This is a genomic window from Cohaesibacter gelatinilyticus (assembly GCF_900215605.1).
GTDB lineage: Bacteria > Pseudomonadota > Alphaproteobacteria > Rhizobiales > Cohaesibacteraceae > Cohaesibacter > Cohaesibacter gelatinilyticus.
In genome coordinates this window covers 1,274,625-1,291,531 of sequence record NZ_OBEL01000001.1, presented here as the reverse complement: position 1 = coordinate 1,291,531, position 16,907 = coordinate 1,274,625, and the positions used below count along the sequence as shown (strand labels likewise).

The following is a 16,907-nucleotide window of genomic DNA, read 5'->3' as shown; positions in this document are numbered from 1 at the left end:
GACATCCCCCTATCTGAACTGATCGACACTCGGCATATCGCCGATTGGAATTTCAATGACAGTTGGAACGTCTACTGTCTGTGCCTTGCGAATGGCAGCTCGCACTTCTTCCGGACCATTTGCCAGGATACCTTGAGCGCCAAAGCTTTCGGCCATTTTCACAAAATCCGGATTATGCAGATCAGTGGCAATGACACGACCGCCATAATTGTTTTTCTGCATCTGCTGAACATTGCCATATTGGTTGTTGTTGAACAGCAGCACGATCAAAGGAATTTTGTGCTGAACAGCAGTTGCCAGTTCCTGTACACCAAACATGAAGCCACCATCTCCGGTAACGGAAATGACCGGCACATCTGGTCTTGCGACCTTCACACCCAAGGCAGTCGGGAAGCCATATCCCAATGTACCCTGATAGCCGGTGGAGATGTAAGTTCTCGGATTATAGACAGGATAGCAAATCCGGCTGACAAAACCGACCTGGGTCAGTTCGTCAACAAAAATGCCATCTTCGCCTAGTTCTTCGCGGATGACTTTGAGATAACTAAGCTGAGGTTCCAGTACAGAGGAACGTTTTGCCCAATCGGCTTTCGCTGCAAGAAACTCATCTTCGCGAGATACGCGCTTGTCATTTTCCACGCCCAGACGATTGATCAGCACAGGCAGTGCCTGCTCCGCACGAGCGGTGATCGCCAGTTTGGGCTCATAGAACTTGTTGTGGGACGTCTCATCCACATCAATGCGAATGATGTCCGGCAGATGTTTCTTGGACCATTTGCGAGCTGGAACGCGCATATTGGTGCCGATTGCCAGTACGACATCAGCTTTCATCCAAAGATCTTTGGCGGCTGGCTGGTGCAGCGAATATGGACTGCGGGCATCAACAACGCCCATACCGGTGCGATAACCGATCACCGGAGCTTGTAGCATTTCAGCCAGCAAACGCACCTCGCTGCTACAGCCTTGGGCGCCAGACCCGACAAAGATCATCGGATTTTTGGCCTTACCCAGAAGCTTGACCGCATCTCTGACTGCGTCCTCGTCAAGTTCTGGATAGCTCGGAGATACCGCATCGAAATCTACAGCAACTTCACCTTGCGCTGCCAAGATATCCATTGGAACTTCCAGCCCCACCGGACGGGCACGACCGGACAACATTTGCTGGAAGGATTCGCGCATCAGACCTGGAATTTCAGCAGGGCTGTTACCGCGTTCGGCCCATTTGGTCAGAGAGCGAATGATTTCCAGCTGATTGTTGATCTCGTGTAGTTCGCCGAAATCCTTGCCGATGGTCTTTGAATTGATCTGACCAGTCAGGCACATCAGTTTGGCATTCAGCGCATAGGCAGTCGACATGGCGGCAGTTGCATTCAGAAGACCCGGACCCGGCACAACATTGAAAACAGTTGGCTTGTCTGAGGCTAATGCATGGCCCATGCCCATATAGGCAGCACCCTGTTCATGGCGGGTATGAATGATGCGAAAATCATCACGATGATCGTAGAAGGCATTGTAAAGCCAGTCATTTTGAACACCCGGCAAACCAAAGATGGTATCAATACCAAGCTTGGTGAGGGATTTCACAACGGCTTCGCCGCCAGTCATTGTTGTTGGCTTTGTCATGATAGCTGTCTTAAGTCCTGGCTGGTTATTTCAAGATATCGGAGAGCGCTGCAAGCATGCGAGCATTCTCGTCAGGCTTGCCAATCGTGGCGCGAATATGGGTTGTAAGATCAAAAGCAGGTCGCACCATGACTCCTACGGCCACCAGCTTGGTAGTCAGTTCTTTGGCTGAGAGATCGTAGGGGCATTGGAACATGACGAAATTCGACTGGCTTGGCGCAACCTTCAAACCCAGCTGTTTCAGACCTTGAGAGACACGAACCCGCTCCAGGGTGTTATTGCTAACGGTTTGGGATAAATGCTCTTCGTCATTAATCGCAGCCAGTGCCGCCGCCATGGAAACGGAATTGACATGGAAGCTACGCTTCTTGCCCCGGATCTTTTTGATAATATCTGCAGGGCCGATGCCATATCCGATGCGCATGCCAGCAAGGCCATAGGCTTTGGAGAAGCTATGGACGATGACAATGTTGCGACCATCACGAACATGCTTTTGTGCATCTGGCAGATCAAACTCGGTCGCAAATTGATAATAGACTTCGTCATAAATCAGAGTGACATGGTCTGGCAGACCGTCAAGAACCGCGTCCAGAATGTCCTGACCGAAGAACGTTCCGGTCGGATTGTTCGGATTGCACAGATAGACCAGTCTTGTGTCTTCAGTGACGGCAGAAAGGATTCCCTCGACATCCACCTCATAGTGATCCCCTTTCAAGGGTACCGCATCAATGAGGGCGTCTCGATTGCCGAGGGATGAGCGATACGCACCAAAACAAGGGGGGCAGATGATGGCTCGCTCTTTTGGGTTGATCAGTGCCTCTTCAATCAAAGCCAGTGTTTCAACGCCACTATTTGCAGAGAAGAAGTTTTCTTCGCTCAATCCGTTGCCGTGAAAAGCAGCGAGGGCTTCGCGGATTTTGGCATCATCCCGCTCAGGATATGAATTGACCTGAGCCAGCGTTTCCTGCGCTGCCGCAATCGCTTTCGGGGATGGACCGAACGGATTTTCGTTTGATGAGAGTTTGATTATCGGATTGTCACCTGCAAGGTTGGCGACTTCAGCGGCAGATAGACCGGCTTGATATGTCCCTTGTGTCGCTTGTCCCATGATCTGTATGTCCCTCCCTGTCGGACCGCTCAATTGAGAACGGAAATGCCCAAATGGGCGCAAATGTTGATCTGTTGCCCCTATTCTAGAAAAATCGTCAGAAAAAGATGCCCTCTGGAAAAGGGGACAGACCTGTAACGGGCAAATCGGGATAAAACGCACCTTAGAAAATGGCGGGATTGAGAGTTTCGAGACTATCAAATCTTGAAAAGTTAATATGTTAATTGTTACATTAAATCTTGATACTTGTCGCAACTTTCATGAATGAGACAGACCAGATCGAACCAGAGAAGAAAAGATCGCATCATGACACTTGAATGGCACTTGCAGGGTGAAGGGTCACCGGATTTCATTGATATCGTCCTCAAATGCATGAAGGCGGCGGGCAAGGACCATTTCAACAGGGATTTTCTGTCGGTCATTGAGAAAGTCATTCAGGCTGATCAATGTATGATCTATTCCTTTCGGACGGAAACGCCGGACTGCTATCTATCCTTCAACAACAACCATCAGAAAACCGCTCTGCTCCTGGCGCAGAAATATCTAAGCGATGGTTACAAGAGTGACCCACTTCGCTCTGTTATTGATACTTGCCGCCATCAGGATGGAGTGCAGTTGCGCAACCTTGCGGATCTGCGGCCTCAGATGTCGGAGCTGTTTTACAAGACCTATTTCGCCGATCCAGGCATTGTCGATGTCATCTCTGTCGTTGCCAGCAGTTATGGTGACACTATTTTGATGAATTTCTATCGCTACAAGGAGAGCGGCCTCTTTTCTGTCAGTGAGCAAAAAATACGTCATCTCTTCTGGGACATGATCGCCCAGATTGTGTTGCTGCACTATTCCAAGGAGCAGACCGAGTCCCATAAAAGCCCGCTCAATACACTGTCCAGCCGAGAGCAGGAAGTCTGCAAGCTTGTCCTCAAAGGCCTGACGACAGAAGCAATCGCCTGGCAACTGGGCCTCGCCGCCAATACGGTTACGACTTATCGCAAGCGCTCTTATGAGAAATTGGGTATCAACTCCAAGTCCGCCCTCTTTGCGCTTTGTAATACCAACGAAAACTAAGCAAGCAAGAAACTCTTTCATTATCAATGAATTGAACCTATCGAGTTGCCGCGTCATCTTGTCCCATTAAGCAGGGGACATACAGGTCCCCCGCCCCGAGCCTAAAATCAGTCCCTAACGAGAGGAGTGATTGAATGGCAATCAAGAATATTCTTGTCGCTTATAATGGTGGCGAAGCTTCCGATGCCGCACTCCATATGGGCGTGCAGATGGCCAACAAATATGATGCGCATCTTACCGGCATCATGGCTCATGGTGCATCCAACATCACACGCAGCATACCCAAATGGCTTCTTGGTTCCGTTCAAGATTCCATCTCCGATATCGTTCTGAAGCGCACCGATGAAGTGGCTGAAAAATTTCAGTCATTCATGGATGGTGAATTGCCCTCCGAGCGCATCCACTGGATTGATGTGAAAGCCAATCCTGATCTCGCAGTCTCTCGTTATGCGCGCCTGTTTGATGTAACGGTCGTCGGCCAATATGAAAATCTTCTGGCTGCTGACGAGCTGGAACTCCATCCAGACAGAATTGCCTATTCATCTGGCCGCCCAATCATCGTGGCACCAAAGAGCCATGCGCCTGCCAGCCATGCAGCGGGCTCAATCAATGAAAAGGCCGTTGTTGCGTGGGATGGAAGACGGACAGCTTCGCGTGCATTTTTTGATGCGATGCATATTCTCGAAACCAAGTCCGATGTCACCATCGTGACCATTGGTGGTCCGAAAACCGGAAAGAAACAAGATCAGATTGATCTTCAAACAATAATGAAACGGCATGGTGTCGACGCCAAGCATCTCTTCCTGCCCAGAACAGAAAAATCCATTGCAACGACCCTATTGGACGTTTGCAAACAGGAGGATGCAGGGCTGCTGGTAATGGGAGCTTATGAGCATTCCAAACTGGCAGAAGACATATGGGGCGGCGTGACGTCTCAGGTGCTTGCAGAGACACATTTGCCGGTATTTCTATCACACTAAGGGTTCATGAGGGAGGATAACCATGACCTTGATGAAAAAAGTGACCACACTTGCAGCCGCTGTGATGCTGGGCTGTCTTCCAGTGGCAGCTGCCGACTGGAAACCATCTGGGCCAGTCACCATTCAGGTTGGATTTGGCTCCGGTGGTTCGACTGACAGTCTTGGCCGTGCCATTGCTGCTGAGATGGAAAAGCAGACCGGATGGGATGTGATCGTTGAGAACAAACCAGGCGGTGGCGGTGTTGCTATGTTCTCCGGTCTGGTTCGTGCCAAGCCAGATGGTCGCAAGATCGGCATGGGTGTTACCATTCCAACCCTGATGAATTTGGCCCTTCGTGGCGACAAGTTGCCATTCAAGGTCGACAGCTTCGATTATCTTGCAACTGTTGTGCTGGCACCTCTTGCGATCGTTGCACCGAAAGAAGCGCCCTATAACACATTTGCTGAGTTCGTTGCCCATGCCAAGAAAAATGGCGGCGGTCTGATTGGCTTTGATGCAAAGCCTCAGGAAATGATGATGCGTGCCGTAAACCAGACCGAACAAGCTGGTTTTGAATATGTCTCTCACAAGAGTGGCGCTGAGATCATTCAAGGCCTGTTGGGTGGCCATATTCAGATTGGTTTCGGCGCTGGTGCTCACATCAAATATGTGAAATCCGGTCAGCTGAAGATGCTTGCTGTCGCGACCCAGACTAGACAGGATTATTCTCCTGATACGGAATCTCTTATCGAACAGGGCTATCCTTATTCTGTAGAGCCATATTTCTATCTGGCAGCTCCAAAGGGTCTGTCTGGCGAAGCCAAGGAAGCATTGTCTGCGGCTCTGGACAAAGCCATCAATTCCGATGCACTGGCTGAGCTGATCACCAATGTGATGTTCACTGTTCCAACCAACCTTGGTGCTGAAGGTACCAGTGACAAGCTCAAGTCCGGCCTGCATTCAGTTGAAGAGCTGGTTGCAGCGACGAAGTAAGCAGAAGCTACAGCATCACCCATTTCTCTGGGTGGTGCTTTTTCGCTTTGGGAGGAGCGCATGAATGCAGAACGCTGGATTTCAGCTTTTCTATTACTCTCCGGACTGATCTTGCTGGTCGCTATTATCCCGAGCCAGGTCGAAGAAGTTGATTATGGGCGGATTGGCCCAGGCACCCTGCCCCGCGCCATCGCCATCATCATGATCATCGCTGCGGCGATTCAGTTGATTTCCAGTCGCGAGAAAATCCAATTTGTGCCGCTGGTCATTCTTCGCAGCATTGTTTTTTTCTCACTGATCATCAGCTGCGTCTATCTGATGTCACTGGCCGGATTTGAATATATTGCCCCATTGCTTGCTCTGGGTGTCATGCTTCTGATTGGCGAGCGTCGCTGGTATTGGCTGATTGCTGGATGTCTGGTTATCCCGATTGGTAGCTGGTTGATTGTCGAGCAAGCTTTGAACCGGGTTTTGCCCTAGCTTTTCATATTCACACATCTCCATCGTGATGAGCGCCTTTTTCCATAGGCAAGCTCTCCGAGAGATGTCATATCAAGGGGAGGAAAAATGCCAGACTTATCCGTAGTTTTTGCCGGCTTGTCAGATGCATTCACCCTTACCAATATCCTGTTTGTTCTGTGTGGGATTATCGTCGGGCAATTTGTTGGTGCCATGCCAGGCATTGGTCCGGTCATGACGATGGCCATCGCCATACCCTTTACCTTTGTTCTCAATCCCTTGCCCGCAATCGGTTTTCTGGTTGGAGTGAATAAAGGCGGACTGATTGGTGGTGCAATCCCGGCCATTCTGATCAACACTCCCGGCACACCCGATGCAGCGGCAACCGCATTGGATGGTTATCCTTTATCAAAAAAGGGAAAGCCGCTCAAAGCCATGAAGATGGCGCTTTTTTCTTCGGTGACCGGCGACACATTCAGCGATCTTGTTCTGATCACCATCGCAGCCCCGCTGGCCATCATCGCATTGAATATGGGACCGGTCGAGATTTTCGCTCTGATGGTTTTCGCCTTTGCGGTTATTTCAGGCCTGATCGGGTCTTCTGTCACAAAAGGAATAATAGCAGCGGCTTTTGGGCTTCTGTGCGCCTCCGTTGGGCTGGATCCGGAACATTCCACTCCCCGTTTCATCTTCGGTTTCTTTGATCTGTATGACGGCTTCCCAATCGCCTCAGTCGCTATCGGGTCCCTCGCTGTATCCGAGATTATTGCAAGACTAGCTGCCATGCGCGGCGAAGTGCGACCTGCGGTGAATATTCCTCGCGACCAACCGGCGGAAGATCGCAACGTCAGTTGGAGTGAATATTGGGGCTGTCGTTTCACATTGTTGCGTGGGGCAAGCATTGGAACGCTTATTGGCGCAATTCCTGGCATGGGATCTACCGCTGCCGCCTTCATGAGCTACGCCTCCACCAAACAGGCCTCGAAAAACCCTGAGAATTTCGGCAAGGGTGATTTGCGCGGCATTGCAGCAACTGAATCTGCCAACAGTTCCGTTGCCGGTGCGGATTTCATTCCTCTGCTCACCTTGGGTCTACCGGGTAGTGCATCGGCCGCTCTTTTGATCAGCGCCTTTCTGATCCAGGGGATCCAGCCGGGCCCATTGTTGTTCGCAGAACAGGGGCAGCTGATCTATGGTCTCTTCGGCGCTATGGTGATAGCCAATATCTGCAATCTGTTCTGCGGTTTGTTTGGTCTGCGCCTTTGGGCAAAGCTGATTTCAGCCCCAGAATCCATTGTCTTTGCATCTGCGCTCATCTTGTGTGTGATCGGTGTCTATCTTTCTACGGGCGGTGTCTTCGGTGTCTATACCATGCTGCTCTTTGCTTGCATTGGTCTGGGCATGAATGCAATGGGCTATCCGGTTGTGGTGTTTATCATCACCTTTTTCCTGGGACCGCGTTTCGAGCTGTCCCTTGGTCAAAGCCTGACGATTTTGAAAGGTGACTGGACCAATCTCATCAATCACCCCATCGCATTGACATTGCTGCTGTTATCGGTTGGTGTCGTATATTGGCTTGGCATTGTGAATCGGAATCCGGAAACAGATTTGTGATCGCGGACAACCAAGTATTTCTGTAAGGATCGGGAATAATATCGAATGAAAAATGTACTCTTCATCATGTGCGACCAGCTTCGCTTTGATTATCTTGGTTGCGCCGGACACCCGACCTTGCAGACCCCCAATATCGACAAGCTGGCTGCTCGCGGGGTGCGCTTCGATAAAGCCTATGTGCAGTCCCCAATCTGCGGCCCAAGTCGCATGAGCTTCTATACGGGCCGTTATGTGCGCAGCCATGGTTCTACCTGGAACAAGTTTCCTTTGCGTGTTGGAGAAATGACGCTCGGTGATCACTTGTCTAAGTTGGATGTCCGAACTGTTCTCTGCGGCAAAACCCACATGGCCGCTGACACAGAGGGTATGAAACGTCTCGGCATCAATCCGAACTCTGCCATTGGTGTGCACATTTCCGAATGCGGATTTGAAGTCTGGGACCGTCTGGACGGTCTTCATCCCGATGGGGCGCAAGAGCCAAGCCATTACAATGATTATCTTCGTGGTCTTGATTATGGCGGCCCAAACCCGTGGGAACAGTGGGCGAACTCCGCTCAAGGGGAAAAGGATGATGAAATCCTCTCTGGCTGGCTCATGTCCCATGCCGACAAACCCGCCCGGATTGAGGAAGAAGATTCCGAGACCCCTTACACTACCAGCCGTGCCATTGAGTTCATGGAGCAATCAAAGGATAAATCCTGGTGTCTCCATCTTTCCTACATCAAGCCGCATTGGCCTTATATCGTGCCGGCTCCTTACCATGACATGTATGACAAGGATGATGTGATACCGGTTCTTCGTGATGAAGTGGAACGCGAGGATCCGCACCCGCTACTCGAAGCTTATCATCAGCATCGTTTCTCCAAGGTCTTTTGCCGCGATGACGTTCGAGAGCGCGTCATCCCAGCCTATATGGGCCTGATCAAGCAAATTGATGATCAGATTGGTCGTCTCATGAGCTATCTCGAGGAAAGCGGACAGTTGGATGAAACCCTGATTGTGTTCACGTCCGATCATGGTGATTATCTGGGCGATCATTGGCTCGGGGAGAAAGAGCTGTTCCATGAACAGTCAGTGAAAATCCCACTCATTATTGTCGATCCATCCAAGGACGCTGATCAAAGCCGTGGAAGTGTCAGCGATGCTCTGATTGAATCCATTGATCTGGCTCCAACCTTTGTCGATTTCTTTGGCGGTTACGTTCCTGATCATATTCTGGAAGGTAAATCCTTGTTGCCGCATATTCGCCAGAACACAGCAGTCGAACGTGATTTCGTGATTTCGGAATATGACTATTCCTCCCGATTGGCTCGAAGCCTTCTGAAGAAAAGCGTCAAGGATTGCCGACTGACAATGGTCTATGACGGGCGCTACAAGCTTATTCATGTGGAAGGCTATCGCCCAATGCTCTACGACCTGAATGAAGATCCGCAAGAATTTCATGATCTTGGTGCATCAGCAGAGCATGCAGGCATTCGGGAAAACCTGTTATCCCACTTGTTTGATTGGGCTCGTCAACATCATAACCGCGTGACGATATCTGACGATGAAATCGACAAGCGTGCAGGCATGGAATTCTTCCGTGGCATCCAGATTGGTTTCTGGGACCAAGAGGAAGTCAATCAGGCTCACAAAGAAGGCCGCGGCGGCAATTAGCTCACCAGACTGCATGATTTTCTATCCTAGGTGATCTGCATCCACATTTAAAGCTAAACACTCCTGGTGCAGATCACTTTCCATGCAGAAATAGTCTGCTCAATCTTTGCTGAATTTCACGTTCAGCCCGAGTTCTCCCGCCACTTTCCAACCCTCAGCCTCCCCGAGAACCATCAACGCAGTAGCCCAGGCATCTGCTTGCATGCAGCTTTCACAGAATACGGTAACCGAGGAAGTACCAGTCATAGCAGGCTTCAAACTCCTTCCATCCATTGTGTGCGACACGATGAGGTTGCCGATCTGACGTAGATGGCGATACGACCCGGACGTCGCCACTGCAATATCGCAGATTTCCAGATATTCCCCAGCCGCGCGCCGCAATGGATCTGATGTTTCGACAGCAATACACCAAGGTGCACCATCTTCGCGGCATCCAGCGGTGCGTAACTCACCATCAATGGAAACCAAATAGTCCTGGATCCCGAATTGCTCGACAATCTCGGCCATCAAATCCACTGCATAGCCTTTGGCAATGCCTGAAAGATCAAGTTGTCGTGGCAATAGCCGTCGAGCACGATAGCCATCAGCATCAAGTTCAAAAGCAGGTTCCCGTCTCACAGGAACAGATATTTTCCCCTGCTCCTTGATGGCTTTCAAATCTAGCTCTGGCCCTTGTGCGCCAAAGCCCCAGGCATTGACGACATCACCAATACCGATATCGAACGCCCCGTTTGAGAGGCCTTGAATTTCCAAAGCATCATCAAGAACCTCAAACAATTGAACGGGTATGGGCACCCAATGCTCAAGGGGGGTTCTATTCAATCGCATCAGATCAGAGTGAGGTTTCCAGGTCGACATCTGTCCATCAACCAACGAGACCACCCGCTCCAGCTGCTTCTCCAGATTCTCGATATCCAAAGACGTGCTCCCACACACGATTGCTGAATAACATGTCCCCATGGTTGGACCATTGATCACATAACGTTCCAAATCTGTCATGGTCGCCGCCTGCATGCATTTAATAGACATCTTCAAGATACCTTCTGGATTGTTTGAGCGTTTCGACATTGAGGCCAAGCGGGCGCAATATCTCTTCCAAGGTGGCGCGCACATCCCTTGCCATGGCTTGTCCGCCACAAATCAGGATCTGGCCCCCGGAAAGAACAAGCGATTGAATGAGACTACTATCCTCGCGGATCTTGTCCTGCACATATTGGCGATGGGAAAAGCGCGAAAATGCAGTCCTCAATCCGGCGAGGCGTCCATCCTGCCGACAGGACATCAGATCATCGCGAAACAGAAAATCTGACTGAGGATGGCGCCCCCCCCAATAGAGATGGGTATCACGCCCGATCTGACCGGCACGGGCAAACCCGGCCAAAGGCGCAATCCCCGTACCCGCACCAATCAAGATCTTCGGAACCGGGGCCTCACTTGGTTTGAAGGCGGGATTTTCCTTGATGAATCCATCAATTTGATCGCCAACTCGCAGGGAATGGAGGTAAGTGGAGCAAATCCCACGGCGATGACGTTTGACGCAAACCTCCAGATATCCCTCTTTGCTGGAGGAAGCGAGCGAATAATAACGCGGAGCAACACCAGGAGCCGCCACAATGCCAATCAGATCTCCTGTGGCATAGGTTTGGTGCAAGAGGCCCGCTGGTGGGACCAATCGCAAAATGATAGTCGGCTCTGAAAATTCGGATCCATATACCTTACGGCTAATCACCTGCCATGCCGTAGTCATCGGGACATGTTGCTTATGCTCGAAAACCAGCTCCTGCCCCAAGGCCTTGCCAACTTGATCGGCCCATTTGCCAAAGTCAGTGAGAGATCGCTTATTGACCAATCCTAATGGAGTCAGAGATCGCGCACCCAATCGAGTCAAATGTTGATCTACATCCTTCGCAAACTGGCAATAATGCGCAAATGCCTCATCGCCAAAACCCAGAACAGAAATGGATCTGGCATTCTGCACCTGCAAGTTTTTCATACGGTTCAGGAAAATATCCGCAGAGGCCGGAGACTGCCCATCGCCATAGGTAGAGGTCAGAATGAAAACATGCTTGTCGGCCAAATGCAGATCACTGACATCATTCATTTTCGCGCAATGCACCACATTGCCATGCGCCCCAAGAGCCGTTTTCAAACTGTCCGCAAAAGACCAGGTGCTATTGCCCTCACTACCGACCAGAATGACAAATCCTGCGTCACTCAGATCAGTTTCCCCTATGTTGGCTGCACCGCTTGCTCGTTTGTGCCACATCCAAAGACCGGTCAAAGACAAGGCGGGAACAGATAAAGAGGAAAGCCCCAACAGCACTCCGAGCCACCACATACCCTGCCCACTATGCAGCGAATAGATAAACTCATATATCTGCTGAGAAACAGAGAAAGCCGCGAAAGAATGAGTCTTGCCTGATACCGGATCGATGTAAGCCATACCCTGATCTGTGGTCAGCGTGTAAGGATCACTTAAATCACCGGGAAAGGGAAAGATCAGCTCCCGAAAATTCTCAAGCTTGATTGTTTGCAAGCTGGAAAGATCTGATACCGGGACAACTTCACCTTGCTCCATTTGCTCCGGGAAAGCCGGCATTGCCGTCTGTCCTGTTGAAACCAGTTCAAAACTGGCCAATGACAGATAAAGTGCTGTAAACGACGTCAACAACAAGCCAGGCAACGCCAACCGGCTAACCTCGACATGCAAGCGGCTGACCCCTTCCCCTTTTGCCGGGCGCAGCAATTGTGACCAACTACCGCATCTACGTTTCAGAAGAAAAAGGCCCGAGACGGACAGCAACAGCATCGTCCCGGCTCCGAAACCTGCCAGCATACGACCTGCATCTCCGATAAACATTTCACGATGAAGCTCGGCTAACATGCCGAAAAAACCGGAAGCCTCATTGGGACCGATGACCACTCCAGTTTCCGGATTGATCACCAGTACCAAGGGGCCCTCGTCAGTATTCGCATGAGCAAGGATTTGACCGCTTGCCTTGCGCTCTATGCGTTCCACTTGAGGCACCTGTTCCGAGATCAATCCTGCCAATACAGCAACATCGCCTGCCCCGGTTCCATCCACGACAGATGAGGCATCCAGTGCCGGTTGCAATGATAGAAGGGCGCCTGTGATAGCCAAGAAACAGGCCAAAATCACCCCACCCAAACCAAGATAGGAATGCAGTAATCGCATGACATGCACTCCTATTTCACACGAACGGCAAGAGATTTCACAATGCCACGTCCACGAACAGAGGTAGCACTGCCAGCACCTTTGAGCGGAACCACAGCATCACTGCGATAATCGCCGCGCTCTTCAACCGAGGTATCGACGTGAATTTTATAGCCAGCCTCGATCAGGGCATCGGCAATGTCGGTAGTGACCGTCATCGTGCGACCACCACCGACACTAGCTCCAGTTACTCCATCGACACGACCTCCAGCTCTGGAAACGCCGCGATACCAGCCACGCAAATGCGGATAATATTTGGATTTGCTGCCTGATATGGCAATCGTGGAATGATAGGCTCCATTTGGCTTGGTCAGATACACCGCCATGTAGGCAGCGGGGCCCCGATATTTCTTCAATTGGGTTTGAATTTCAATCGCCCTTGCCTCAGCCGTGTCTGACATTGCGAAAAGGGCGATGAGCGATGAAGAAACCAAAAGTGTCGCAAGCAGTTTTTTCATGATGAACTCTCCGTATTGATCAGCAGATGCCACAAAAGAAGCAAAGCAAGCTGACAGCAAACTGAACGACAAGAAGAAATACGTTCAGCTTCCTGTCAGGAAAGTAGACTATTCATCAACCAAGGAACGTGCCAAAAGGGTACGAACAGCCCCTAAGGCCACGAGGTAAAACAGTGCGAATATTGCTGGTGGAAGATGATTATGTTTTGGGCGCTGCGGTCCGTGATCATATGGCAGCAGAAGGCCACAGCGTGGACTGGATGCAGCGCTTGGACGATACGCGCCTAGCCCTCGAAACTGTGGACTATGAAACCCTGCTGCTTGATCTGGGACTGCCGGACGGGCGTGGACTTGATCTTCTGCGGTCCTTGCGCGACAGCGGCAGCGAAATACCCGTCATCATCCTGACCGCTCAAGACCAGATTGCCGTGCGCATTGAGGGCCTAAATTCCGGTGCAGATGATTATCTGGTCAAGCCCTTTGATCTATTGGAGCTCAGTGCGCGCCTGTCGGCCGTGACCCGCCGCTATTCGGGGCAGTCCAATCCCGCACTCGTCATTGACGATGTCTCGATAGACCTAAGCCGAAAGATTGTCACCAAGACCGACAAGCCTGTCACACTAACGGCACGAGAATTTGCAATCCTCGAACGCCTGTGCAGGAATCTAGGGGCCATTGTCACCACTGCCGAGATCGAAGATTCGCTCTATCAGTTTGGATCAGAAGTCGAGAGCAATGCCGTACAGGTTTTCGTCTCTCGCTTGCGCAAGAAACTCGGCAAGAATGTCATCACCACGGTCCGGGGCATCGGCTACAAGATGAGTGTTGAGAGATGAAACAGAAATCCATAGTTCGTCATCTCGTCGTCAGCCTCATTCCTGCGGTAGCATTGCTCTGGCTGCTGGCAACAGGCATATCGGGATACATCATTCAAGAAGAGCTGAATGAGAGCTTTGATAATGCCCTACAACAAACAGCACAAAGACTACTTCCCCTTGCTCTTGATGATCTTCATGAGATTGAGGAAGGCGAAGAACGCCGCATTCCAAAGCTTGATCTGGAAGAAACCTATATCTCTTATTATGTGCGTAATGCATCAGATGCACCGATCATCATCTCCGATGACACACCGAATGCGGTGATCATTCCCGCATTGCCAGAGGGCTTCTCCAGTCAGCGAGGCCAACGATATTTTGTCCTGACTGATCGCGAGACCGGTTATTCCATCGTCACCATTGAGTTGAATGAACACCGCAATGAGGTTTTCTGGGAAAGCCTTTCCGCATTGCTGCTGCCTCTCATCATTCTTCTGCCTCTGATGGGTTTCTGGATCTGGCATATAGTACGCCGGGCCATGCAGCCAGTTGACGATCTGAGGCAGGATATTGCCAGCCGAGATGGTCATAACCTCACCCCAACCACGACCGATGGCTACCCGGAAGAAATTGCTCCCATCGCCCATGCTGTGGCAGACCTGATTGAGCGCCTACGTGCTGCCCTTAATGCAGAACGCGCCTTTGCGGCCAGTTCAGCACATGAACTTAGAACGCCAATTGCTGGCGCATTGGCGCAAGTTCAGCGTCTATCCATTGAATTGGGTGATCATCCGGCGGCTCAAAGAACTGAAAATATCAATTTTGCTCTGCGCCACCTTGCCAACTTGTCCGAGCAATTGCTGCAATTATCAAGACTGGAAGCTGGCTTCGCTCGCTCGGAGACCCACAATGATTTGCTCCCAGTGTTGCAACTGGTTCTACGCGATATGGCCTCCGACAAAGCAAATGCGGATCGACTGAACATAGATTTGCCAAAAGATAGGCCTTTGCGAGGCCCGATAGAATTGGATGCCTTTGCTGTCATCATCCGCAACCTGATAGAGAATGCACTCAAACATGGCAGCAAATCAGCACCTATCGATATTTTCCTTGATGCAAAGGGACATCTGCACATCACCAATGATGGCCCGGTAATTCAAAAAAACAGTCTGGCCCGTCTGAGCGAACCATTCGAGCGGGGCGAGACAAAAGCGGAAGGAACCGGGCTCGGCCTTTCCATCGTTCAGACCATCATGAACCAGACCGATGGTGAGATGCTGTTGCAATCACCTCGCCATGGTTCTAACCAAGGCTTCGAAGCCATTTTGACCTTTGAGACAAAATAGACCATAACCAGCGCTCTTACTGGTCACCGGACCACCGATCAAGAAAGAAGAGCGAAACAAACAGGACCATATCATGAAGGCGACTGGACTTATCCTTCTCCTGGCGGCCATTCTTGCGCCCCTTTATTGGTTTGTACCAATGCTGGCAACACATAGTACCGAGGCTGTCATCAGCCAATATATCGGTTGTGCAGCCTTGATTGCCATGGGCATGACCCAATTGATGGCAACCCGATTTCGTTGGCTGGAACTCCTGTTTGGCAGCCTGGATCGGATTTATGTAGTTCATAAATGGACCGGCATTGGTGCCATTGTCGCCGTGTTGCTCCATGATACTCTGGATGCAGAGGTCAAAGGTCTTGGTGGCGAAACCGCGCTCACCGATCTGGCCGAAACGATGGGTGAGTTCAGCTATTATGGTTTGCTGGTTCTTGTAGGCATCACGATCGCTACCTTCATTCCCTATCATTGGTGGCGCTGGACACACAAACTCATGGGCGCATTCTTTGCTCTCGGGGCCTTCCACTATGTCTTCATGCTCAAGCCCTTCTCGATCTGGGATCCACTGGGGCTCTATGTGAGTGCGTTCTGTGCGTTAGGCATTCTTTGCTATCTTTATACCTTGCTACCCTTTGGTTTCCTGCACGGTCGATTTGGTTATCGCATCAATGAAATCAAACAGAGTGGTGATGCTCTGGCCGTAAGCCTTGAGCCGGAAAAATCTGGTCTGAGTCACCACGCGGGCCAATTCGCCTTCATCCGCTTTGAAGGTCAGGGCAAAAGCGAGGTTCACCCTTTCACCATCTCGAAAGCCCCAGATGCATCCAAGAGCCTTCGTTTCACCATCAAGCCACTAGGTGATGATACAAGGCATTTTGCGAGCAAACTGAATGCAGGAGATCGCGCCTCTGTCTCACCAGCCTTTGGCCATTTTGCCCGCACCAATGGCAAGCGCCCGGAAATCTGGCTGGCAGGCGGTGTCGGCGTGACCCCATTTGCAGCCTTTGCGCAGACTGTTACCCAAGATAGCGCACCAGTCCACTTTTTCTATTGTACGCCCAACCGTCGACGGGCCAGCCATGTCGAAGAGTTCGAGGCGTTGGCCAAAACAAACAACAATTTCCATTTCCATTTGATTGAAACGGAAAGCCAAGGACGGTTGAATGCTGATAAGATTGAAGCCGCACTGGATTTCCCGATTTCCAAGGCAACGGCTTTCTTCTGTGGTCCGGAAGCCATGCGTGAAAGTCTGAAATCTGCCCTTCGTTCCAAAGGCCTTGCCGCTCGCCGCTTCAAATATGAGGAATTCGAAATCCGTTCCGGAATCGGACTGGAGCCCATCTTCAAAATTCTCCTCAAACTGATTGGTGCAGCGTTTGATCGCTATCAGACCAGCCGACAAACAAGATGAGCTAACTTAACATCACAGGATCGGGTGAAGTTTCATAACTCGATCCTGCTCCTTTCTGCGCAATCTTTCTGACCTATTTAAATCAACACCTGCAAATAAAAACTGATCGAAGATATCGACATCTATCTCAACATCTTAACGTGTAGCCAGTTTTATTTTAT

Annotated in this window: 14 protein-coding genes; 9 read left to right on the top strand and 5 right to left on the bottom strand. The window is 50.7% G+C overall.

All coding sequences use genetic code 11. The annotated features are described in order from the left end of the window. Positions 1–9: 9 nt before the first annotated feature. Positions 10–1,623 carry a thiamine pyrophosphate-dependent enzyme gene (locus tag CRO57_RS05770; RefSeq protein ID WP_210200761.1) on the bottom strand — a complete coding sequence of 538 codons (1,614 nt, stop codon included), beginning with the start codon at positions 1,621–1,623 and terminating at the stop codon, positions 10–12. 25 nt (positions 1,624–1,648) lie between these two features. Beyond that, positions 1,649–2,731, bottom strand: a complete 1,083-nt coding sequence (locus tag CRO57_RS05765; protein ID WP_097152378.1) for a pyridoxal phosphate-dependent aminotransferase — start codon at positions 2,729–2,731, stop codon at positions 1,649–1,651. Between the two features lie 306 nt (positions 2,732–3,037). Between CRO57_RS05765 and CRO57_RS05760 the strand changes: the two genes are divergently transcribed. From CRO57_RS05760 to CRO57_RS05735, 6 genes are all read left to right on the top strand, one after another. Further along, a complete protein-coding gene (locus CRO57_RS05760; RefSeq protein ID WP_170955963.1) occupies positions 3,038–3,799 on the top strand; it encodes a helix-turn-helix transcriptional regulator in 762 nt (253 codons plus the stop codon). A gap of 134 nt (positions 3,800–3,933) precedes the next feature. Beyond that, positions 3,934–4,779, top strand: coding sequence for a universal stress protein (locus tag CRO57_RS05755; RefSeq protein WP_097152376.1), 846 nt, complete (start codon positions 3,934–3,936; stop codon positions 4,777–4,779). A gap of 22 nt (positions 4,780–4,801) precedes the next feature. Beyond that, complete coding sequence (locus CRO57_RS05750) at positions 4,802–5,752, top strand: tripartite tricarboxylate transporter substrate binding protein (RefSeq protein WP_097152375.1); 951 nt, start codon at positions 4,802–4,804, stop codon at positions 5,750–5,752. Positions 5,753–5,812: 60 nt separating this feature from the next. Then, entirely contained in the window at positions 5,813–6,232 is a 420-nt protein-coding gene (locus CRO57_RS05745) for a tripartite tricarboxylate transporter TctB family protein (RefSeq protein ID WP_097152374.1), read from the top strand. An 87-nt stretch (positions 6,233–6,319) separates the two neighbouring features. Beyond that, positions 6,320–7,825: a tripartite tricarboxylate transporter permease gene (locus tag CRO57_RS05740; RefSeq protein ID WP_097152373.1), complete on the top strand. Its 1,506-nt coding sequence runs from the start codon at positions 6,320–6,322 to the stop codon at positions 7,823–7,825. A gap of 45 nt (positions 7,826–7,870) precedes the next feature. After that, positions 7,871–9,481 (top strand): alkaline phosphatase family protein, encoded by a 1,611-nt coding sequence (locus CRO57_RS05735; protein ID WP_097152372.1) that lies wholly within the window; start codon positions 7,871–7,873, stop codon positions 9,479–9,481. 99 nt (positions 9,482–9,580) lie between these two features. On the opposite strand, the gene CRO57_RS05730 is transcribed toward CRO57_RS05735, so the two are convergent. Genes CRO57_RS05730 through CRO57_RS05720 form a run of 3 tightly spaced genes read right to left on the bottom strand, consistent with a single transcriptional unit; the run spans position 9,581 to position 13,174 of the window. Then, entirely contained in the window at positions 9,581–10,480 is a 900-nt protein-coding gene (locus CRO57_RS05730; RefSeq protein ID WP_170955962.1) for an FAD:protein FMN transferase, read from the bottom strand. 19 nt (positions 10,481–10,499) lie between these two features. Next, a complete protein-coding gene (locus CRO57_RS05725) occupies positions 10,500–12,677 on the bottom strand; it encodes a PepSY domain-containing protein (RefSeq protein ID WP_141401194.1) in 2,178 nt (725 codons plus the stop codon). Between the two features lie 11 nt (positions 12,678–12,688). After that, positions 12,689–13,174 carry a DUF2271 domain-containing protein gene (locus CRO57_RS05720; RefSeq protein ID WP_097153222.1) on the bottom strand — a complete coding sequence of 162 codons (486 nt, stop codon included), beginning with the start codon at positions 13,172–13,174 and terminating at the stop codon, positions 12,689–12,691. Positions 13,175–13,347: 173 nt separating this feature from the next. Here CRO57_RS05720 and CRO57_RS05715 point away from each other — a divergent pair, with 173 nt between their 5' ends. From CRO57_RS05715 to CRO57_RS05705, 3 genes are all read left to right on the top strand, one after another. Beyond that, positions 13,348–14,010: a response regulator gene (locus CRO57_RS05715; protein WP_097152370.1), complete on the top strand. Its 663-nt coding sequence runs from the start codon at positions 13,348–13,350 to the stop codon at positions 14,008–14,010. Continuing rightward, complete coding sequence (locus CRO57_RS05710; RefSeq protein ID WP_097152369.1) at positions 14,007–15,335, top strand: sensor histidine kinase; 1,329 nt, start codon at positions 14,007–14,009, stop codon at positions 15,333–15,335. The genes CRO57_RS05715 and CRO57_RS05710 overlap by 4 nt, the downstream gene beginning before the upstream one ends. 73 nt (positions 15,336–15,408) lie before the next feature. Next, complete coding sequence (locus tag CRO57_RS05705) at positions 15,409–16,746, top strand: ferredoxin reductase family protein (RefSeq protein ID WP_097152368.1); 1,338 nt, start codon at positions 15,409–15,411, stop codon at positions 16,744–16,746. Positions 16,747–16,907: the final 161 nt, after the last annotated feature.